A 19,167-nucleotide genomic window follows, 5' to 3' on the forward strand; every position below is an offset into this window, starting at 1 on the left:
CCTCAAGCGGATGAGGTTCTCCCATCGGGTCGAATCGGTGATCGCTCAGCCTGCTCGCGTCGACTTCCTCGATTCTCGCGGGCGTCCTCAAACCTACACTCCCGACTTCTTGGTCCATTACCGCCAACTGCCCGGCGTTGACTACATGGACTACATCAAGCCGATGCTGGTCGAGGTCAAGCCAGCCTACGAGTGGCGCAAAAACTGGCGCACTTGGCTTGGGAAGTGGAAGGCAGCTCGCCGCTATGCGAGGCAGGAAGGTTGGACTTTTAGCATCTATGACGAGTCGCGTATTCGCGGACTCCCGCTCGAGAACATCACGTTCCTCGAACGGTTCGAACGGTTGGAGTTTGATCGCGAGGACATCGAGATGGTCCTGAAAACGCTCCAGGAGATGGAGCTTGCTCCGGTGCACTACCTCCTAGCCCGCCATTTCAAAGGCGTATACCGCGATCGCGGTGTGGCGCTGTTGTGGCATCTGATCGCCACTGGGCGGGTAGAGTGCGACATCACCGAACCTTTGAACGAATTCCTCGAGATCTGGACGGCCGCGGTATGAACATCTATGACATTGACACTGATGAGCACCTGGTCCCCTTCGAACCCTCCAGGGAGCGCGTGCGTATTGAGGTGGGCGCGACGGTCCGTAGTGATAAGCAGAACTACCAGATCGTTCAACTGCTCGACCTTCAGAATGTTGTAGGCATCGAGGTCGAGTCTGGCCGTAGCGTATCGCTTCGAATCTCCGAGTTGGAGCCTGTGGAGCAAGAGCGAGTTGACGGCCTTTACGTCAACTATGACATCTCGACCATCAGCTCCGATGAGTGGGCTATTGCGCAGCAGCGCTTCTCAGCCATCAAGCCGCTGTTGCGTGACTCTGTGCTTCCAAGAAACAGCGTCGAGGAGCGAGCCAAGGAAGTGGGTGTCGATGCGGCCACGCTTTATCGGTGGCTGGACCGCTATCAAAGCTGGCACGAGGTGCTAGCGCTTGTTCCTCGCAAGCGCGGCTGGCAATCAGGTAATAGCCGGCTGAGTGCCCAGGCGGACGATCTGATTGGGGCCGTGATCGAAGAGCACTATCTGACCACACAGCGTCGCTCGATCCAGTCGACTATCAAAGAAATCGAAACGCAGGCCAAAGCCCTTGGTCTTACCCCTCCCAGCGCATCGGCGATCAGGACCAGGATAAAGCGCATTCCTGAGAAAGTGGTGTTACGCCGGCGTGGTTTTGCCGACGAGGCGCGCAACCGCTTCACGCCTTCCGTTGGCAAATTCCCGGGTGCTGACTATCCGCTGGCGGTAGTTCAGATCGACCACACGCCGATCGACCTCATCATCGTGGATGACCGGCATCGCAAGCCGATTGGACGCTTGTGGCTGACCCTTGCGATCGACGTGCACTCCCGGATGATTACCGGCTACTACCTGGCCCTCGAAGATCCATCAGAGATCTCTGTCGGGATGTGCCTGGCGCACTCGATATTGCCGAAGGAATCCTGGCTGAACCTCCACAATGTTCGTGGAGAATGGCCGGTTTGGGGCTTCCCTCGCACCGTGCACACTGACAACGGCCCTGACTTCCAGGCTGAGAACTTCCGGCGGTCGTGCTCTAACTACAACATCGAGAACCAGTTCCGTCCGGTGAAGCGACCCAAGTACGGCGGTCATATCGAACGGCTGTTGGGCACCTTCATGCGTGAACTGCATGAGCTGCCAGGCACCACCCATAGCAGCGTGCCTGATAGGGCCGGCTACGACTCCGACAAGCACGCCGCACTCACGATGAGTGAGTTTGAGGAGTGGTTGGTCAAGACGATCATCATCTACCACAACCGTGTTCACTCTGGGATCTACATGCCTCCCGCGCGCAAATGGCACCTTGGCTTCTTCGGTAGCCGCGGTGTCGATGCCTTGGTGAGTGTTCCGCCTCGACCAGCAGACCCACTCACGGTGCAGTTGGATTTCATGCCTTCTTACCGCCGTACCGTCCAGCACTACGGTGTTCAGCTTGACGTGTACTACTACTCGGAGGCCTTGCGTCACTGGATCGGTACGACGGATCCCGCCACCGGTCAGGCCCGCAAGTTCGTATTTAGGCGTGACCCTCGCGATATCAGTGTTATCTGGTTCTACGATCCTGTGCTCAAGCAATATTTTCGTGTGCCGGTGGCCAACCAAGCCTTCCCTGCTGCAACCCTTTGGGAATTCCGAGCAGCCAAGAAACAGGCGGTTGATGAGGGGCGTCAGCACATCGATGAAGCGTTGATCGGCAGGCTCATTTTGGAACGCCGCCAGATCGTGAATGATGCGTCAGCGAGTACCAAAAAGGCACGTCGTGATGCTCAGAAGCACAAGGTGCACACCAAAAACATTACGCCGGCACGGCCTGTCAAAGAGCGTGTGGAAGCGGTACCTTCTCTTCTAACAGGCGAAGGGCAACTGCTCGACGACGTTGACCTGATTGGTGATATCCAATGACCGAGTACGCACACCTGCATTCCGATTTCAGGCCTGTGCTGCAGCTATCGGCCCGCGAGCGAATCCTGTTCATGGGCGAACCTCGTTGGATTGGCTACAAGGCGGCCCACCATATTCTGGACAGCTTGGAGTGCCTGCTCGACGCTCCCAAGCGCCCGCGAATGCCGAACCTGCTCATCGTCGGTGACCCCAACAACGGTAAAACCACCATCGTTCGGCATTTCGAGAAGACCCATGGGCAAGGTCACGTCGACGAGAACTCAGAGCCGGTGCGGCCGATCATCCTGGCTGAAGCGCCGCCGTCTGCCGAGGAGAAGGACCTGTACATTGCCATCCTCGATCGGATGTGGATGCCGTATAAAACCACCGACTCCAAGGTCACGCTGAGGTTTCAGGTTATCCATGCCCTGCGCGAGCTAAAGGTGCGGATGCTGATCATCGACGAAGTGCACTCGATGCTGACTGGATCCGCTACCAAGCAGCGCGAGGTCATGAACGCCCTAAAGATGCTGTGCAATACCTTGATGATCCCAATCGTGGGCGTTGGGACTCGCGACGCCGTACAGATCCTGCACCTGGATGCGCAGCATGCCAGTCGCTTCGATGTCATCAAGCTGGAGACCTGGAAGCTGAACGCTGATTTCCAGCGCCTGCTGAAGTCGTTCGAAGCCGTTCTGCCACTCAAGCGGCCTTCAGAGCTCTACAAGCCGGAGCTGGCTCAGCTGATTCATTCCATTTCGGGTGGCAACACGGGTGACTTGCACGGCCTGCTGGTCGAATGCGCCACGGAAGCCATCAACTCTGGGAAGGAATGCATTGATCGACCACTCATCGAGAGTAAGTCGTGGAAGCGTCCTACACGTGGCATCCGGGAGCGCGTTGTCTAGCATCCCGATGGCCCCTCACACCTTCGATCCTGCCTGACGAGCTGTTCTCTTCCTGGCTGGTGAGAACTGCGCATGCCCATGGCTGCGAGCCGCGTACGTTGACCAGTATCGTATGGCCGGGTGCCCAGGTATGGTCTGTGGATCTGGACCGCATGCACGTCTGGGCGAACCTCGATGTTTTGGCGGCCATGGCTGGGCTCAGCGCACAGGCCCTATTGGCCAGCACTCTCTGGCCGGTCATTCAGCTCTTGTCTCCAAATGCTGCCGCTCAGAGATCGTCGCTGTTGCCCTGGATTCTTCCCCTGGGGTGTCGAAGCCGATCTCATGCAGGCGGATTGCTGTGCTGTACTCGCTGCATGTTGGAGCCTGTTCCTCACTACCGGCAGCAGAACAGGCTGGCGTGGCACACCACCTGCCCCAGGCACCGAGTGTTGCTGATTGATCGTTGCCCTAGCTGCTTTTCAGCGTTGCAGCCAGGTCGCTTGCGTGCTGATCAACCACTATCCAGATGTCACCATTGTGGAGGTTCGTTGGGCGGTGCTCTCTCAGGGCCAGCGTCTGAATCCGCCGTGGCATTTCAGACGTTCGCCGACGCTGCGAGCCACTCCACGGTGCCATACGGGGAGATATCGTTGAGCTTCTCGGAGTGGATGTGCATCGCGCGGGTCATGATCAGCTTCCTGAAGACTGCAGCGCGGGGGCCGACGGGTAAAATGCGGCGGTTCTGCCAGGCAATCGGTGTAGATGCTTCTGAGCTTAAGTCTTCATCGCTCGGGTTGCCGTTCGAGTACGCACCGCCTGCTGAACGCGCTGGGCTGCTGGGCCAAGCCTGGGAGATAATGCAGGCCGGTCCGGAGCGGTTCTTGGACTCTGCAACTGAGGCTGAACTACCCGTGACGGCTTTTCCGCTACCGCCGTTTGGAGTGCCCCAGATTCTTGAGCAGATGCTCTCGGCGCTTACCCAGCACTCCCCGCACAAACCTGGTCGAGAAGGCCTTAACCATCGTCGCGCGCCTCTGGAAGTGTGGCGTATGTGGAATCGTTTGCAGAGAAGGATGCGTAGAAATGACCGCTCATGACACATCCACCCAGGCGGGTTGCGATGGATGCGGACGCGAGATGGCCAAGGCCAAGCGAGTACATGCAGGTAATCGATACTGCGATACATGCTATCCGCGGCTCTTCAAACGGCGCATGTGTCCTGGCTGTGGTGATTTTGCTCGACTTCCAGTCCTGGACCCAGAAGCACGTTGCCGTACTTGCGAGCGGGCCGGCCCCTGCGTGAGATGCGGTAAGACCGAATTTGAAACCAGGTTGAAAACTGAGTACGGGCCAGTTTGCGGATCCTGTGTGCCTTATTTCCGCACTGCTGACCACTGCGAGGTCTGTGGAAAACTCTCTCAGCGGCTGGCCAGAAACAAGACAACAGGACTGCGCCAATGTCCGACGTGCAGTGGGCCGCAGAAGGCTACCTGTCCGAGCTGCCGGCGCCATCGCGTGCTGATCACTGGGGAGGATGGTGTCGGCCGCTGCAGGCTATGCATCTCCCAGCCTAACCTCCCTTGTGCATCATGCGGCACCCTGACGCCAGCCGGACGTGGTCGGGAATGCGAAGCGTGTGGATGGAAGACTGTTTTCCGGAAGCGGTTGGCCATAAACGCTAATGGATTCAGTGCCGATGGCATAAATGCGCTTTACAACCAGTTTGGCGAGTGGCTGCTGGATAGATCCGGTCCACATAAGGCCGCTCTGAAAATCAACGGCCACTATCAATTTTTCCAGGCGCTCGATGCCGGCTGGGGCGCGGTCCCTTCGTACGAGCAACTGCTACAGCATTTTGGTGCTCGAGGTTTGCGCAAGGCAGAGAACCCCATGCGCTTCCTGGTCGAGACGGGTAGGGTCACCGTCAGTGCGCAGCTTCGTGAGCAGGATACGGAGCGAGGCCGGCTTGCGGCGATTCTCGCCGAGCCCGTCGACGCATGGTCCGCCCGACTGCTGAGCGAGTATGTCGACACCTTGATGGCGAAAATGGAACACAGCGGCACTGGTGTGCGTTCAGTCAGGTTGGCGGCGCGTCCGGCGGCCAATCTGCTCAAGGTGGCCCAGCTGAAGCAGGGAGCGTTGCCCACGCAGAAGAACCTTGAGGCGTTCTGGAGAGGGTCGCCTGGGCAGGTGGCAGCGGTTACCGGTTTTGTCGGCTATCTGAACAAGCGCCACGGTCTCGCGCTGCAGGTGAAACCTGACTCGCATTGGCTAGCCCAGGCCAGGCGGCAGAGGGCTGAAAGGGAACTGGTGGCGCTGTTGAGCGAAGCTGCCGGTGACGACTTCGAAGCGCGGTGGATCGTGAAGGGCCTGGCCTACTTCCATGATCTGCCGAGGGTGAACCGTAAAGCCCTTGTGTTCCAGATGCAGGAGTACCGCGGGGTGGCGGGCTACAACGTCACCTATGTGGACAAGACCCTTTGGGTGCCCTCTGCCAGCAGCTATCAACACGGTGAACATTCACGTTGAGTCAGTTCAACTCCACGCCGATTTCCTTGAGGGCATTGATCAGCCGGCTGCGGTAAAGCACCTTGGCGTCCTTCTGGTGGTGCTTGAAGATCTTCGTTCCAGGCGGGAAGAACGACTCCATGTGCTTGAAACGTCCCACGACGTAGCGTACCCGCGAGCAGAGTTGTTGCACGAATTCTTCGAATTCTTCCATTGTGGTGACATGGGACTTCATGAGTACGCCCGAATACTCGGCTTTGTCCGGTTTCGTCGGTTGGACCTCAAAGCAAAAGTAGTTTTCCCCATCGATTTCAATGCGCAACACCATCACGCCCCGGCACTCGCCGGTTTTCTTGTCCAGGTACACCCATCCAGGGGCAGTCTTGTCCTCGGGGGTCCAATCGATGGTGGGTCGCAGCACTATCGCGCGTGGTAGGCCTTGTTCTCGGAACTTGGGAGGTGTGTACCAATTCACCTTTGTCACGCGATCCGGGTTGTCCAGCATGATGGATTTGAACGCGTTCCAAATGTCGTAGAGGAAGCCGTGGGTCTCCAGTTCGGCTTCAGCCGCATGCTCAAGCTTTCCAATGTTCTTGCCGGCGCCGGTGCCTTCCCCCGAGGAGTGGGAGTCTGCTTCAGGGGGATTGGGGCCGAGACGGCCGCGGTCGGTCTTGATCACTTCCTTCCTTTTCTTGACCGGGCGCTTTGGACCCAGCAGCTTGAAGGGAGGCGGTTTGACGATGATGGTCTCTGCATGGCCATCCGGTGCCATGTGAGAGTGCTCGTTGATAAACTCCTCAGCCTCCGCTGTTCGGACAGGTCTTGGCAGAACGATATGCCCACCTTCTTCTCCATCGCTGCTGTCGAGCTTCTTTGTCAGCCATTCGATCTCTTCACCGACTGGTTGGCTTGAACCGCCCAGGTTCAGACACAAGAAAGTGTTGTCACCGTTGATCCACCGCCCGCGGCATCGCAGTTTTCCCTTGCCACGAAACCATGGTACAGCCTCCATGAAGATATGGGCCGATGGATCCTGAGAGATGAACTGGGCGTTGATGTGCCTGATACGGCGGGCTGCATAGTCGTCATACAGCAGGTGAGCGAGAAAGACAGCATCGTAAAATCGCATCTTCCGAGAGGGTTTGACCAGCCATTGATAGGCGTCGCGACGAGGCTCATCAAAGCACACCGACATTACGTCCGACCAGCGGAGTGTGGCTAGGGCGCGGCAAACCTCCATGTTCCTCGCGTAGGCGCGGATGAAGTACTCCGTGCACGGGACGAGCAGATTTTTTCTGCCATTCGCCAGCTTGAAATTGAGCAGTCGAGTTCGATCATGCTGGTACTGCAGCGCATACTCATCGTGATGGAAGAGATGGGAGTTATTCTCTCTCACCAGCTCTGCCCTGGAGGTCAGTGACCATCCGTCTTCGTCGAAATTGACCTCGAAGTCCTCTGGCGCCGAGGTCAAGTTCGTGTCGGCGACACACAGCCCGTTGCGCCAGATGCTGCCTATACGGTAATGCGGCAGACTGCTGAGAGGCACGATGGCCGATGTGCGTGGGCCAGGTACATCGTTGAACAGCTGCCTGAAGTGGACTTTCACCAGTGGGATCGAGCGAGGTCTCGTATTTTGCCGGATGGGCCCGTACCACCAGACAAGCTGGTCGCCTTGGAGCAGCTTGACCTGGCTATCTGTGTGCCTGAGGTTGATACGGTAATACGAGAGGTCGATGCGTTGAAGCTGGTCAGCCAAGCCAAAACTTCCTGTCATGCTATATCGCCATCTTTCGAGTCTACCCATTTGGCTTGACTCTTTCGATGGCAAAAACGCTTGTTCAGGCCCTTCCTTCAACCTCTCAATGTTTCTTCGAGATAGCGGGTATCAGCGCACGGCTGATCAGCCTCGAACTGCCTTGCAGGGGACCAGAACGCAGCTCCTTGTGCTATTGCATTGCTATCATCAGCGGTAGCCCGTTCGATTTTCGCAAACGATGTCATCGCTTCGGCCCCGCTATTTGAGATGACTGGTGGAAGAGCTTACTGAAGAACAAATGCGCCGCGCCCTGTTTGGCGGTGTTGGCAGTACCGTGCCTGGTGCTCAGCCGGCGGCGAATGCGACAAAGGAACGGAAGACGATGAGATCTCGCCTCAGGGTCACCCTGCGTGTAGGTAACGAATACGAAGGGAAGCTGTTCGACTACGTGCATGACGCCGACGCGCTGAGCACCCGGCTGGCCGAGCAGGAGGCTACGAAGGCCGCTCGGAAAAAATACCAATTCATCGAGCTCGGTTGGGGCTGATGGCAAATCGCCGCTCCTCTTCTACACTCCGAATTCTGCGTAATGGTGCGCAGCAGTCCACCTCCGCAAGCTGATGACGACTCGGTCAAGTATGGCGGAGCCGCGCGATGTGATCTGTGAATGGATTCCACCGGAGAGTATCTATGCGGGTAAAAAAGCTTGGGTTGAGTTGTGCGGTTGCCCTATCTCTTACCTCGTGCACTACCGAGCTTGTAACCAAGCCCCTGGGCACCGGCGATCCTCTCCCGACAGGTAACCCCTACAGGATGCCCTTCACGCAATTTGACGTGACAGTCAAATGGCAAGCTGTGGCCTGTCAGATACCCGCAATAGGCAAAACGCCTCCTATCAAGGTGAACATCTCAGCTGAAGCTACTCCCAAGGTCGCGCTTGAGCCAAATCGCCTCTACCCGATAGATCCGAGGAGTCTTACCCGATGGATGAAGACGGGAGAGGTGGTATTTGAATGGCAGCAAAACCGTTTATTGAAGTCCGTCAACGCATCCGCCGATGACCAAGCCGGACAAGTGGCGGTGAACATCGCATCCGGTGTGGGAAAAATTGTCTCTGTTGCCTTTGCGGGGGCTGGGATCGACAAATGCGATACTCCCCTTGCTCTTGATATCGATGCTGTTGATACAGCCAAAGCGGGGCTGCTGGTGGCTACCCAAGACCTTGACGCAAGAATGGCAGTATTCGCGCGCGTGGACGCTGCAGTGAAGGCAGTTCCGGGGGGGCCGAGCAAGAAGCTTCAACAAGCATGGATAACCGCGCAAGGCCAGGTTGATGCTGCCGAGGCCGCTCTTCAGGCGCAGAAAAACTTGTATGAAAAAGCGCTACGGAAGGTCACCTATTCGTATTCTGATACCTGGCCACATTCGGGTACAGAATTCGCCACCCCGGCCCCGATCGGGCTTCCCGATCCGGTTGTTAAAAAGTGGGGTTTAAATAGACGTGAGAGCGGTTCATTGCAGGTCTACTTCGCCCTAGTTTCAAAGGAGGAATTTAAGCCTTCAAACCCGCAACCGCCTACGGAAGGCTGGAAAGGGCTGCCCTATAGAGAGCCTGCCTTGGCCGAATTCAAAATCTGCTCGGTCGCAAGCTGTAGCGATCCCAAATCGGAAGAGGTCACCAGTTTTGATGCAATGGTCTATCAACTGGGCCCGATGTTGCTTCTCCCATTCGAAGGCCGTGCATTCGCTTCCAACAAAGCATCTGCAAGCTTCGGGGAGGATGGCGCACTCCTGTCTGGCGGATATTCGCAACTGCGTTCTACGGCGGCTGGAGCGTCCGAGACCTTCAAATCCTTGAGCGATCAAGTCGCAGCAGTTCGGACGGCCAAGCAAGGGGAAGATCTTCAGGAGCTGGAGCAAAAAACCAAGCTCTACAAGGCTCGCAAGGATTTGGCTGATGCGATGAAGTCGAACAACCCTGCGTCCGACTCGGAGACACAGATTCAAGCTCTCGAAAATCAGACTGCGCTGCTTGAGGCTGAAACCAAACTGCTTGAAGCCAAGAAGCTGCGAGATCAGGCAGCGAGTGAGACATCGCTATGAGCCCGAAGAACCCCATCACGGCAACCGGTCAGGTTGATCTGGCTGCTACAGTGGATAGCCCTTGGTTGACATACTCGGGGGAGATTCCCCCTTTCAATCCAGAGCCCCAGGTCTTTGAGAAAGTCGATCTGAGGCTACAGTCACGCTTTGAAATGGTGGTGTTCACCGAGGTCGCTGCTTTCCTGCCGTATGTTCCCGATCTCAGCAAACTGGCTCCCCCGAAAAACCAGGGGGAGAGCAAAGCGTGTACAAGTTATGCGATCGCATCTGCAATCGAGGATCGAATGCTGTTGGCTAACCCCTCAGCGGCCTTCCCAGTGTCTCCGCTGTTCGCTCATGTCTGTGTCGGGAGGCTGGATACGTCATCTCCCTGGGACCCCTACTTTGCGATGCAAGATTTAGGGGGCTCTTACCTAGTGCGAGAAACGGCAACGGATTCCACTGACTTCCCTGGGCAGTGCGCCCTTAGAAAGGGGCAGATCCGGTTAACGAACATACGGCCGATCGAGGGCGATCTTGAAGCTCGTCGAGCGGTACAGCAGGGGCCTGTGATAGCCGTGATGGAGCTGTGGGAGGATTTTCACTCTGCCAACTATAAAGGCGAGCTCTACCGATCCAAAGGTGGGGCATTCGGTGGCTATCACACTGTCGAGGTTGTCGGCTTCGATGCTTCCGGATGGATCATCAAAAACAGCTTCGGCCCTAAATGGGGGAATCGTGGCTTTGGCAAGGTGGCCTACGGTGAGTGCCTACTCTTCCGTGATTCTGCTTATAGCTTTCAACCAGTACTCATTTGAATGTCTCCCCATCTCTTAGGTCTGAGGTGAAGGGCTGAAACAGGAGAGCTAGGCGAGGCATGGACGGCTGGTGCTCATCAGTGCTTCACTCATGCTATCAGAGGTACATTACCTGATGGCGGTAGGAGTAGGCAGCATTATGGGCAGCGGGCGTTTCAACCAGGAGCAGTCGTCGGTAGGTTTGAAAGTGGCGCTGCGCATCATCGCCGGCTGGCAGGCCTCCCCGGCCCAAGCCTGCAGAATCCTGCGCATATCTCACTCTACATACCGTCGAGCTTCTCGAGACTGCGGTGCTGGCCGAAGGCTCGATCAAGATCAGCAACAGCGTATAGGCCTGGTACTCGGCATCCACGCATCGTTGCGGACCACGTTTGCCAATCATGCTAACGTCAAAGGATTCCCTAGGTTCAGAAACGAGAATGACTTCTTCGGGGGGCGCTCTCCCTTGGAGATCATGGCGCAAGGCGACATGATCTCGCTCTATGAGACCTACAAGCGTATTGATCAGTTACCGCGGATCGGCGTGGTGCAGGGATCAAGCTAGCGCTGCAGAGTCTCCATTTTCTGCGGTCCCCGCATCGGCGTAGGTACGACAGTCCTCTGAAATTCCACAGTTCAGCTCGCCCAGATCGTCGTTCATGGGGTATTTTTTGTCTCTCGGCACCGGTATCTATGGGTGGGCAAGGCGGTGTAACCGCTCCGGCTTGGTTGGCATTGGAATGAGTCCCTGTTCTGATCGCATTGATCTGGCGTTTTTACCGGTAATCACTCGTCTCCGAGCCCCGCCTTTCCTTTCTGGACCATTGAGATCGGAGGCAAGAAAAACATTGTCCGCTGCGCCGCCGGCATCAGGATATCTGAAGGCTTGATGCTGCTGCCCTTGCGGCGCTTGGTGCCACTGTCCTTGTCGTAAACCTCGATGTCCTTGCACAGAATTGGCATGTGGAGGGCCTCGCGAACGATGCTTTCGTTGGCCATCGTGCCGTTGGCCATGCTCTTCATCATGTCCTCGAACGTCTGTACAGGCTCTTGGTAGATCTGTCTGGGCAGCAATTCGGAGAGTTCGGTCTCGATGCGTTTTCCGGTGACGCTATCGAAGAAGTGCTCTTCACCGAAACCGAGGTTTTGCTGATCGGTCACCTGTATATCGCGCTTGGTGTCGTAGCCCACGAACAGCGCGGGCGTCATTGCGTGCGAAAAGTGGTTGCCGTACTTCCAGTGGATTTCCTTCATCACGGCGTTGGCGCGATAGCTCTTGGCGAGATGAATGAACCAGTAGGTGCGAGGGTTAGCGCCAAACGGCGTTATGAAAAATACCGTCATGAAATCTGCGCCGCTTTCTTTCAGTATGCCCTCTGCCAGAAAGCGCTGAATGATGTGCTGCCATTCATGGGGCCTAGTGGCCTTGAAGGAACGGAGCTTTGCCCACGGAATGTATTTTTCAAGGTCGATGTTCTGGAGCGCCTTACGGTTTTCCTCGCGTTCGGAAAGATAGTCAATCAGGCTGTCAACGTTGAACGTCAGCAACACCTCAGCGTTTTTCACTTCCTGAAAGATGGTGCGGATGCTGGAGAAGGGAACATCTTTGTAAGCGTATTGGTCCAACAAAAAAAGTGCGCGTTGCGAAAATTTTAACTTCTTGATCTGACTTATCAGCGTAGGGAGAGCATTTGTGAACCGTGACTTTATCGGAAACACGTCCTTGTCAATTAAGTGCGAATATCCTTTCGCGTTAAGCACGGCGGTCAGGTAGTTGATGTTGTCCTTTTTGATGTCCACAAAGTAGTATTTAGCGATTACTTCGCGGTTTTGCTTTCTCTGGATGTTGATTTCCGCGACCGTCTCACGCACAGTTTCCAATGCGATGATCGGCGATCCATAATGGACGCCAACACCATCATCGTCCTTGTAAATACCCCCGCCGCAGAACCCATCGATGATGCTGATTCCGATTCGTGGAATCATCTGGTTGCTCATCACGACCGTTATGTAGGAGCGGATATAGTCTTGAATGATCTTGTGTTTGATCTTGCTATGAGGGTCAATCTGAGGATATGTCCGGGTGGAAATATTCCATTTATACTTTTCATCCTTGGCCATCCGGTAAATCCTTTAACTCAGGCTAAATTCAACAGAGGTATCTCATCCCAGGTCTGGCCGTTCAGCAGCCGCCCGTTTGCTTTTTTAGAGCGCTTGACGCCATCCGCACCCCAGCCGCCCCATTGCTTGAAGAAGAATGCGGAGCCGGAGATATCGCACTGGCGATGAATGTTGTCGACCCATTCCTGCTGCATGGGACGCGCTTTCGCACCCGACTCACCTCCAACAATTACCCAGTGGATATCGGTCAAGTCTATTTCACCGAGGTCTTCCAGAAGGGGCTCCGCCGAGAGGAAGCGGATTGTTGCATTCACACGGCGCAAGCAGTCGATACGGGGAACGCCATAGGCCTTGTCTTCGACCGATACGCCAAGCCAGGCGTTGGTAGGTGGAACGCGCTTGCTGAAGTAGTCAGCCAACCGTTCTGCACGCTTGGTCAGGATTTGAAAGGTGTGTTGCGTTGCCTCACGAATGACGTCAAAAACTTGATCGATGTAATGATCCGGGACTTTTTCGTGAAATAGATCCGACATGGAGTTTACAAAATAAATAGTCGGTTTCTTGCGCTGAAGTGGTTCGCGCAGTTTCTCCGGGCGCAGACTTAGCTTGAAACCATTCTCATAACCTGGAGTGCCCATGGCCTGCAGTCGGTGCGCCATGTTCTCGGCATAGCAATGCTTGCAGCCGGGCGATACCTTGGTGCACCCAACTATGGGGTTCCAAGTCATTTCGGTCCATTCTATGCTCGTCTGGGTACTCATTGCACTGTAACTCCTGTCGTGCACGATGCTCATGTAAACCGGGCGCGACTCAAATGACTATCACCTTGGTGTTTGGCATTTCTGTCCGTGGCCCTGCCAAGTTATAAGCATAACACATTTGCCCGATAATCCCAGTCAAATAAGAGTTGCTTAATATATTATTTGGCTAGTAGTTTCTTAGTGTATTCAAACTTTCTTCACGTTGGCTGGTTTTTGGGTTGTCGGTAGAAACTAGCAAGTCTCTTTTGTCGAAAGTGATTCTGCGCAGAGCATCCAGCGTTCACTTTTTCTTGGCCAGTGAGGCTTTACTGGATTTTTTGTCCGCTTACGAACATCCGCATCCAGGTTTGTGATTTTCCCTTCTTTAGCCAGTTCTTTGAATGCGAGTTGCAGGTCCGTCGGATAGAGGTCTGATTCCTCAAGGAAGTTTGCCCAACAATCGTTATCCAACAGCAATGGTGTGGCGGAGAGACGTGTCAGCAAATACTTTCTGGCGAGCATTCTGTTGTCCCGAACGTTGACTGGCTCGGGCTGATCCTCAGGTGAGGAGAATAGGTCATTAACAGGAAGTCTTCTGCTCGATTGCTGTCGGAGCTTGGTCTCGAACTGACTGACACGCTGGACCATGTCCATTTGCTCGGCGGCATCCTTGAAGACGATGAGCCCCATGGGATGTCGCGTGAGGTAGATTAGGAAGTACAGGACGCGGTCCATGCCAGGCCGCTCAACGGTGACGTACGCAGTTCTGCCGTTGTACAGATCTCCCACCACCTGGCGGTACTGGGAAACAATGATGTTCTGCCGCTCGTGTGCCGACTCTTTGCCCGTAAACGTGATTGGCTTACCAAGCAGCTCTTCAACGTTCGATTGCTGGGCTGTCATCGACATCGCTCGGTTGAGGAAGTCGTACATCAGGTTGATGAGAAACTCGGCTTTGTTCAACGCCAACAGCGGCGCCAGTATCGGCGCGTTGATGACCTTTCGCCAGCCCTTGGGATCAATGAAGAAAAAGGTGAACCCAAGTTTGGCCCAGTTTGCGATCTCGTCGATTTTTGTCGTGTAGTCGCCGTGGATGCAGCTGGCGTCTACGCCACTGTCCGTATTGTGGGAAAGAAAGCTCTGAAGCTTCGCAAAAGCGTCGTCGTTTTTCTCGATATACAGGGCGCGGAATTTCACCTTTGCGCCATGCCGCTCTTCAAGCGATTTCGCGCAATCCTTCATAAGGCTCAACGAGATGCCAATTGAGGTGTCGCGCAAGTCATCAGACTCTTCCGACCAGGGACCGGCGAAGCAGTCAACGTAGTTGATCACCTTCTCACTGCGGCCAATGATCATGAACAGCCGCTGCAAGTAAGTTCTCAGAATGGCGTGCTTTACGTACGCCTGTTCTCTACCCTGATATTCCATTGGTATAAAAGACATATTACTTCCTTGTTGACCCATCTCTGACGCGTTTGGCTGCTCGGCTAATCGTGTTGAGCATGTCGTAGTGGCAATACGGTATCTTAGCGAGGGTCAGGTTGCTATGGCTGAATCCTGCACCGCAGTGGGAGGACAGTCGAGGTCGTTGGACTGGTCGTCCGTTGCCCGAGGGGCACAACCGCAAGCGTGGCACTGCAGACTACAAGCGGCGAGTGCAGGGCAGAGCGCGTGGTCCGCCGGTTCTTCCGCCCCCCTTTTTTGACCTGCTCCAGAGGCCGCCCGGGTTGCTTTGACCGACTGCCGTTGGGTCAATACACCAGGTATCCAGATCGATTAGCCCATGCTCGTTGAGTTTGCATCCGCGTGAGCATCTTGGTGAATGTGCCCTGATTTCGCCAATCTCGAAACCGCTGTAAACCGTAGACCAAGGTCCGTATCGCTCAGGCATGTCCCGCCAGGCTGCGCCCGAGCAAGGCACCCAGAAACGCCATTGAGCATCAATCGATCATCAGCGCGCGGACGTCCCGTGCGGCGGGGCGAATTGCGAAGGTCCGAAACCAACTCCCAGTCCGCATCGGAAATTTCATATCGCCGCTTGGCCGTCACAGAGTCCTGCGTGAAAAAGGGCAAGGCTCTACGAAAACTCAGGCTGGCTGGGGCATTGGCGGGATTTCAAGGGGCTTCCTACAGAGCCTAGCAGGCATTCTCAGGGGCACGATGAGAGAAACGATGGCTAGTCGCCAGCAAAGTCGGTATGTTACATATTTATTTTTTATATTCAGGAATAAAAATGAACTCAGTGATCGGTAGATTGCTTACCGGGGTATGTGGTGGACTTGTGATGGCTGCAGTTAACCATTGGAACACCCTAACCGGATGGGCGTACGCAGGCTCTATAGCAGCTGCTTTCATAGCTTTTTTTCTAGGAGCTGTCCTGCTTGAGCATAGAGCGGCGAAGAAGCCAGCGGCAGCAAAGCAGGGAATTGGCTCTTTCAACGAAGCCGAAGGTGACCAAGAGATAGAGATCGAGAGAACAAAAGAACTTTCTTCAAATGTAAATATTGGGAGCTCTAACAAGTCCGGCGGTAACCAAAAAATTAAGATTGGGTAGAAAAATGCGACAGTTCAGGGGGCGTCACATTGACTGGAGGCGTCAGTTCGTCGTTTTCAAAGAGTATTTGGATGGCGATGGTGGTGTTGTAAACGTACGCTATAATGGATCACGTTGTGGCGCCAACGCCTTTCTAGAGATATTGACAGCTACGTTCGAGTCTCGAGGCGATGAAGTTGATATCGAAAAGCCTGTCGGAACATCGATTCGGCTCGATCCTCGGAACTATAAAGTTAGATATCTTTCTGGTATTCGTGGCGAGTTTGATAGGAAGTTAGGGCGAACACCTACGCAATCTTCCTCCCCCGTAGCTTTGCCAGGAAATGCTCAGATTCTTTCGCAGAATACCGCAGGTGGTAACCAGACTATTGAGGCTAATATAAATATCGATGTTGCACCGATGATGTGTGCGGAGTCTCACGATTGGGTCGCATCTTTATCAGCGTCCTTGAGCGATTATCTAAGTACAAGTCGATTTATGCTCGTTTTGGTCGCCGGAACCTCGGAAGAACAGCAGGATTTTTGGGCCACCTTATGGCCTCAGCTATCATGGTTAACATCCAAAGGATTGTTGCTTGTTAGATTGCTTGACGAGTCAAGCAATGATTATGCAAAAAACCTAGACGAGTGTGCTGCAGACTCTGAAGTAATATTGCAATCCTCTTTGGATGAAAGCTCTGCTGAGCATGCGATAGATGATATAGCTAATATGATTAAAGAGATTCTTCCGGGTCAGGATAGTGTCCGTGGTAATGATCAGGCTTTGGGGTATGTGTATGGGCATGTGAACGATGTTAGTGCGCTTCATAATGACCTTATTTCATTCATTACTTTAATGCAAGGTCGCTAATATCATGCAACGTTATTCTGATTTAAAGAAGGATATGCCTGTAAAAGTGCTTCGTGCTGTAGAGGCGCTGAGCGTGCTTGAGAGCCTCACTGATCATGTAGCAAAGCTAATCCTTGAGAGGCGAGGAATCTCAGGTCTTGAAGCGGAAAGATTTCTGCAGTTGTTGCATTGTGCGGATTACGTTATTCCTCGAAACAATGAGTGGTGTTTTTCGGATGACATGAGAAGTGCAATTCTAAAAAATGCTAGGGATCAATCTAGAGCGCAAGCAGACATTCATCGTTTTTTACTTGGTATTAGCAAAAAGGGGAGTTATCAGTCGGAGGCTGATCTGATACCGAGTTATCTTTTTACGCATGCAGGCATGGCGTATCATAGTGGCGCATTGGGATGGTCAAAAAAAGCCTTGAGGGAGTATGCTAAAGCTGCAGGTGCCACCGATAACGGTGAACTTTGGCTTGCTAGTGCACTTTCGCGAGAGCAACAAGAGGCTGGCATTCTTCCGGTTGGGGCCATTGAGCCTGTATTCTTGCGTGCTCTATCTGCATATCGCGGTCACGACTATGCACAAGCGTATCCAGACTTAGTTAAAGTATCTTCCTGTAGTCAGCGTAATGTTTTAGTTGCGTGGGCGTCACAACTTGCGGGGGTTATAGAGACGGTTTGGGATGATCTGGTGCTAGCGTTGCAGCATCTTAATAAAGCGGTTGCTCTTTTTGAGTTGCTTGGTGAGCGTGTAAAGCTAATTTGGTGTCTGAATTCCCGTTCTATGACACTGCACCGGACTGGAAACCTACCAGGTGCTCTCTCCGATCTTCAGCGAGCGGTTTTGATGTGTGATGGGGATTGGAAAGCCAGCCTGCTCACGCGAATGGCTTTGATTGAACGCGAATTAAAAAATTCTGATAAAGCATTGGCTTATCTTCGTGAGGCGGAATCAATAGCGGACCGTGAGCTGGGTACCGTTCTCATTCAGAAAGCTGCTTTGATGCGAGAGATTGGTGAGTCATATGAGGCGCTAAAAGCTATTGATCGTGCCGTTCAAGTGTCCTCTTTTGGGCAGTTGGCTATGGCGCTAAATACAAGAGCTGCTGTGCACTTGGATCTTGGTGACTATAAAGGTGCTGCGGATGATCTTGACTTAGCATGCGAATATTCGAATCCGACAGACCGTGCGATTATTTACTTTACACGTGCCCGTGTGCATTATGGATTGGGCAATTTGGTTGCAGCCCTTTCAGATGCTAATAAAATTTTAGAAATGCCGCCGCAGTTTTGCTCAGCTATAGATTTAGAGAAGGTAGATAAGTTTGTATGCAAAATAAAAAATACTTTGGCGCGCCTGGAAAAAGCTGAAACGGACCCGGCAAGGAAAACTTTCTGGTATAAATTCTTCATGAATTTAGCGTTGAGTTGTAAGCCAAAAAAGTATTGGCTTCAAGGCGTGACGCTGGCTCTTTCTGCACTAGAGTATGCTCAAAAAGATAAAGAGTTGCTCAAGTGTTACAAATTCATAGGGTTGAGCTACGAAAAAGCAGGGCGCCCTGAATTGGCATTGGAGCCATTGAGTCGAGCTCTAGAATTTTCTCCTAAAGATTCTTGGATTTTGGCGACGTTGGCACATGTTATGGATGTGCTTGATATGGATTTTGAGGTGACTCAAAAGTATTTTTTAGAGTCCATCATGGAGGATCCATCTAATCGGTGGGCTAAAAGCTGGTACGGTCTGGCACTCTCTCGTGCGGGTATGCACAAAATAGCGATAGAGTTTGCTGAGCAAGCCACGCGCGAGTCGAGTAATCCAATTCTTATGTACAATCTATCAGTGGTGTTGTATGCGTCATCTGACCCGGAAGATCGTACGAGGGCGCTTGATGTCGCTGGGCTTGCCAATGAACTGTCCGGTTCTAATTTTGACGAGCCAGCTAAATTTTTGGAGAAAATTAGGGGGCGTTGAGGTTTATACGCAACTCCGTGATTATGGAGAAATACCTTTATTATCGGGCTTGTCACATAATACTAGCGCGACTCTGCAGTGCCAGAATTAATGTTCAGTGTCAAGTAGTGGCAGAGTCTAGTAGAAGTTTTGCTACATAGGCTCTGTATAAAACCTCTGAAATCCCGCTCACACCCCACACCTTTTAGCGTTCTGGTCTTTTTAGCGCAGAACTCTCCCATGCCCAGCCGCCTGCGAAATTTGCCACGCCGGCTGGGAGTGGATCTCTTCAACGCGCGTCGCAGCACGAGCAGCTCACTAACCGATGAGCGAGTGATTCTCAGCGACGTTTTGTGGTTGGTTCGCTCCGCCGCCTGATGCGTACATCACTTGAGGAGTGGATTTCGGTCTCCCAGCATGATCTCAACGAGGTGGAGTCGAAGGCGCAGCGTGGGCTGAAGGTTCAGTTCATGGTC

15 protein-coding genes and 2 pseudogenes are annotated in these 19,167 nt (G+C 53.8%); 12 read left to right on the forward strand and 5 right to left on the reverse strand.

Annotation, left to right across the window (positions count from 1 at the left end):
* Nucleotides 1-10 precede the first annotated feature (10 nt).
* The 5 genes and pseudogenes from DM374_RS15635 to DM374_RS15660 all read left to right on the forward strand — a co-directional run bounded on the left by DM374_RS15635 (nt 11) and on the right by DM374_RS15660 (nt 5,876).
* Nucleotides 11-559: a TnsA endonuclease N-terminal domain-containing protein gene (locus tag DM374_RS15635; protein WP_110970773.1), complete on the forward strand. Its 549-nt coding sequence runs from the start codon at nt 11-13 to the stop codon at nt 557-559.
* Complete coding sequence (locus DM374_RS15640; RefSeq protein ID WP_110970681.1) at nt 556-2,478, forward strand: Mu transposase C-terminal domain-containing protein; 1,923 nt, start codon at nt 556-558, stop codon at nt 2,476-2,478. The genes DM374_RS15635 and DM374_RS15640 overlap by 4 nt, the downstream gene beginning before the upstream one ends.
* A complete protein-coding gene (locus tag DM374_RS15645) occupies nt 2,475-3,365 on the forward strand; it encodes a TniB family NTP-binding protein (protein WP_110970682.1) in 891 nt (296 codons plus the stop codon). The genes DM374_RS15640 and DM374_RS15645 overlap by 4 nt, the downstream gene beginning before the upstream one ends.
* Nucleotides 3,323-3,790 (forward strand): annotated as a pseudogene (locus DM374_RS34345) (TniQ family protein); the annotation flags it as partial. The gene DM374_RS15645 and the pseudogene DM374_RS34345, both read left to right, overlap by 43 nt.
* Nucleotides 3,791-5,012: 1,222 nt before the next feature.
* Nucleotides 5,013-5,876: a hypothetical protein gene (locus DM374_RS15660; RefSeq protein WP_225422516.1), complete on the forward strand. Its 864-nt coding sequence runs from the start codon at nt 5,013-5,015 to the stop codon at nt 5,874-5,876.
* A gap of 1 nt (nt 5,877) precedes the next feature.
* Here DM374_RS15660 and DM374_RS15665 read toward each other — a convergent pair whose 3' ends face one another.
* Nucleotides 5,878-7,611 carry a hypothetical protein gene (locus DM374_RS15665; protein WP_110970685.1) on the reverse strand — a complete coding sequence of 578 codons (1,734 nt, stop codon included), beginning with the start codon at nt 7,609-7,611 and terminating at the stop codon, nt 5,878-5,880.
* Between the two features lie 271 nt (nt 7,612-7,882).
* Here DM374_RS15665 and DM374_RS15670 point away from each other — a divergent pair, with 271 nt between their 5' ends.
* The 4 genes from DM374_RS15670 to DM374_RS15685 all read left to right on the forward strand — a co-directional run bounded on the left by DM374_RS15670 (nt 7,883) and on the right by DM374_RS15685 (nt 11,055).
* Nucleotides 7,883-8,158 carry a hypothetical protein gene (locus tag DM374_RS15670; RefSeq protein ID WP_110970686.1) on the forward strand — a complete coding sequence of 92 codons (276 nt, stop codon included), beginning with the start codon at nt 7,883-7,885 and terminating at the stop codon, nt 8,156-8,158.
* Nucleotides 8,159-8,301: 143 nt separating this feature from the next.
* Nucleotides 8,302-9,714, forward strand: a complete 1,413-nt coding sequence (locus DM374_RS15675; RefSeq protein ID WP_110970687.1) for a hypothetical protein — start codon at nt 8,302-8,304, stop codon at nt 9,712-9,714.
* Nucleotides 9,711-10,511, forward strand: a complete 801-nt coding sequence (locus DM374_RS15680) for a C1 family peptidase (protein ID WP_110970688.1) — start codon at nt 9,711-9,713, stop codon at nt 10,509-10,511. Before DM374_RS15675 ends, DM374_RS15680 begins: the two co-directional genes overlap by 4 nt.
* Before the next feature lie 139 nt (nt 10,512-10,650).
* A complete protein-coding gene (locus DM374_RS15685) occupies nt 10,651-11,055 on the forward strand; it encodes an antitoxin Xre-like helix-turn-helix domain-containing protein (RefSeq protein WP_110970775.1) in 405 nt (134 codons plus the stop codon).
* A 221-nt stretch (nt 11,056-11,276) separates the two neighbouring features.
* Here DM374_RS15685 and DM374_RS15690 read toward each other — a convergent pair whose 3' ends face one another.
* From DM374_RS15690 to DM374_RS15705, 4 genes and pseudogenes are all read right to left on the reverse strand, one after another.
* On the reverse strand, nt 11,277-12,611 hold the full coding sequence (locus tag DM374_RS15690) for a three-Cys-motif partner protein TcmP (protein ID WP_110970689.1): 1,335 nt from the start codon (nt 12,609-12,611) through the stop codon (nt 11,277-11,279).
* Between the two features lie 17 nt (nt 12,612-12,628).
* Entirely contained in the window at nt 12,629-13,372 is a 744-nt protein-coding gene (locus DM374_RS15695) for a phage Gp37/Gp68 family protein (RefSeq protein ID WP_088852171.1), read from the reverse strand.
* Nucleotides 13,373-13,603: 231 nt separating this feature from the next.
* Entirely contained in the window at nt 13,604-14,794 is a 1,191-nt protein-coding gene (gene tcmP / locus DM374_RS15700; RefSeq protein WP_110970690.1) for a three-Cys-motif partner protein TcmP, read from the reverse strand.
* 186 nt (nt 14,795-14,980) lie between these two features.
* Nucleotides 14,981-15,400: pseudogene (locus DM374_RS15705) on the reverse strand (transposase); the annotation flags it as partial.
* A 184-nt stretch (nt 15,401-15,584) separates the two neighbouring features.
* On the opposite strand from DM374_RS15705, the gene DM374_RS15710 reads away from it, so the two are divergent.
* The 3 genes from DM374_RS15710 to DM374_RS33175 are packed head-to-tail and all read left to right on the forward strand — an operon-like array spanning nt 15,585 to nt 18,712.
* Nucleotides 15,585-15,905, forward strand: coding sequence for a hypothetical protein (locus DM374_RS15710; RefSeq protein ID WP_110970691.1), 321 nt, complete (start codon nt 15,585-15,587; stop codon nt 15,903-15,905).
* A gap of 4 nt (nt 15,906-15,909) precedes the next feature.
* Nucleotides 15,910-16,755: a hypothetical protein gene (locus tag DM374_RS33170; protein WP_157969706.1), complete on the forward strand. Its 846-nt coding sequence runs from the start codon at nt 15,910-15,912 to the stop codon at nt 16,753-16,755.
* A gap of 4 nt (nt 16,756-16,759) precedes the next feature.
* Nucleotides 16,760-18,712, forward strand: a complete 1,953-nt coding sequence (locus DM374_RS33175; protein WP_157969707.1) for a tetratricopeptide repeat protein — start codon at nt 16,760-16,762, stop codon at nt 18,710-18,712.
* Nucleotides 18,713-19,167 lie beyond the last annotated feature (455 nt).

Origin of the sequence: Pseudomonas huaxiensis, assembly GCF_003231275.1 — a bacterium.
GTDB classification, from domain to species: domain Bacteria; phylum Pseudomonadota; class Gammaproteobacteria; order Pseudomonadales; family Pseudomonadaceae; genus Aquipseudomonas; species Aquipseudomonas huaxiensis.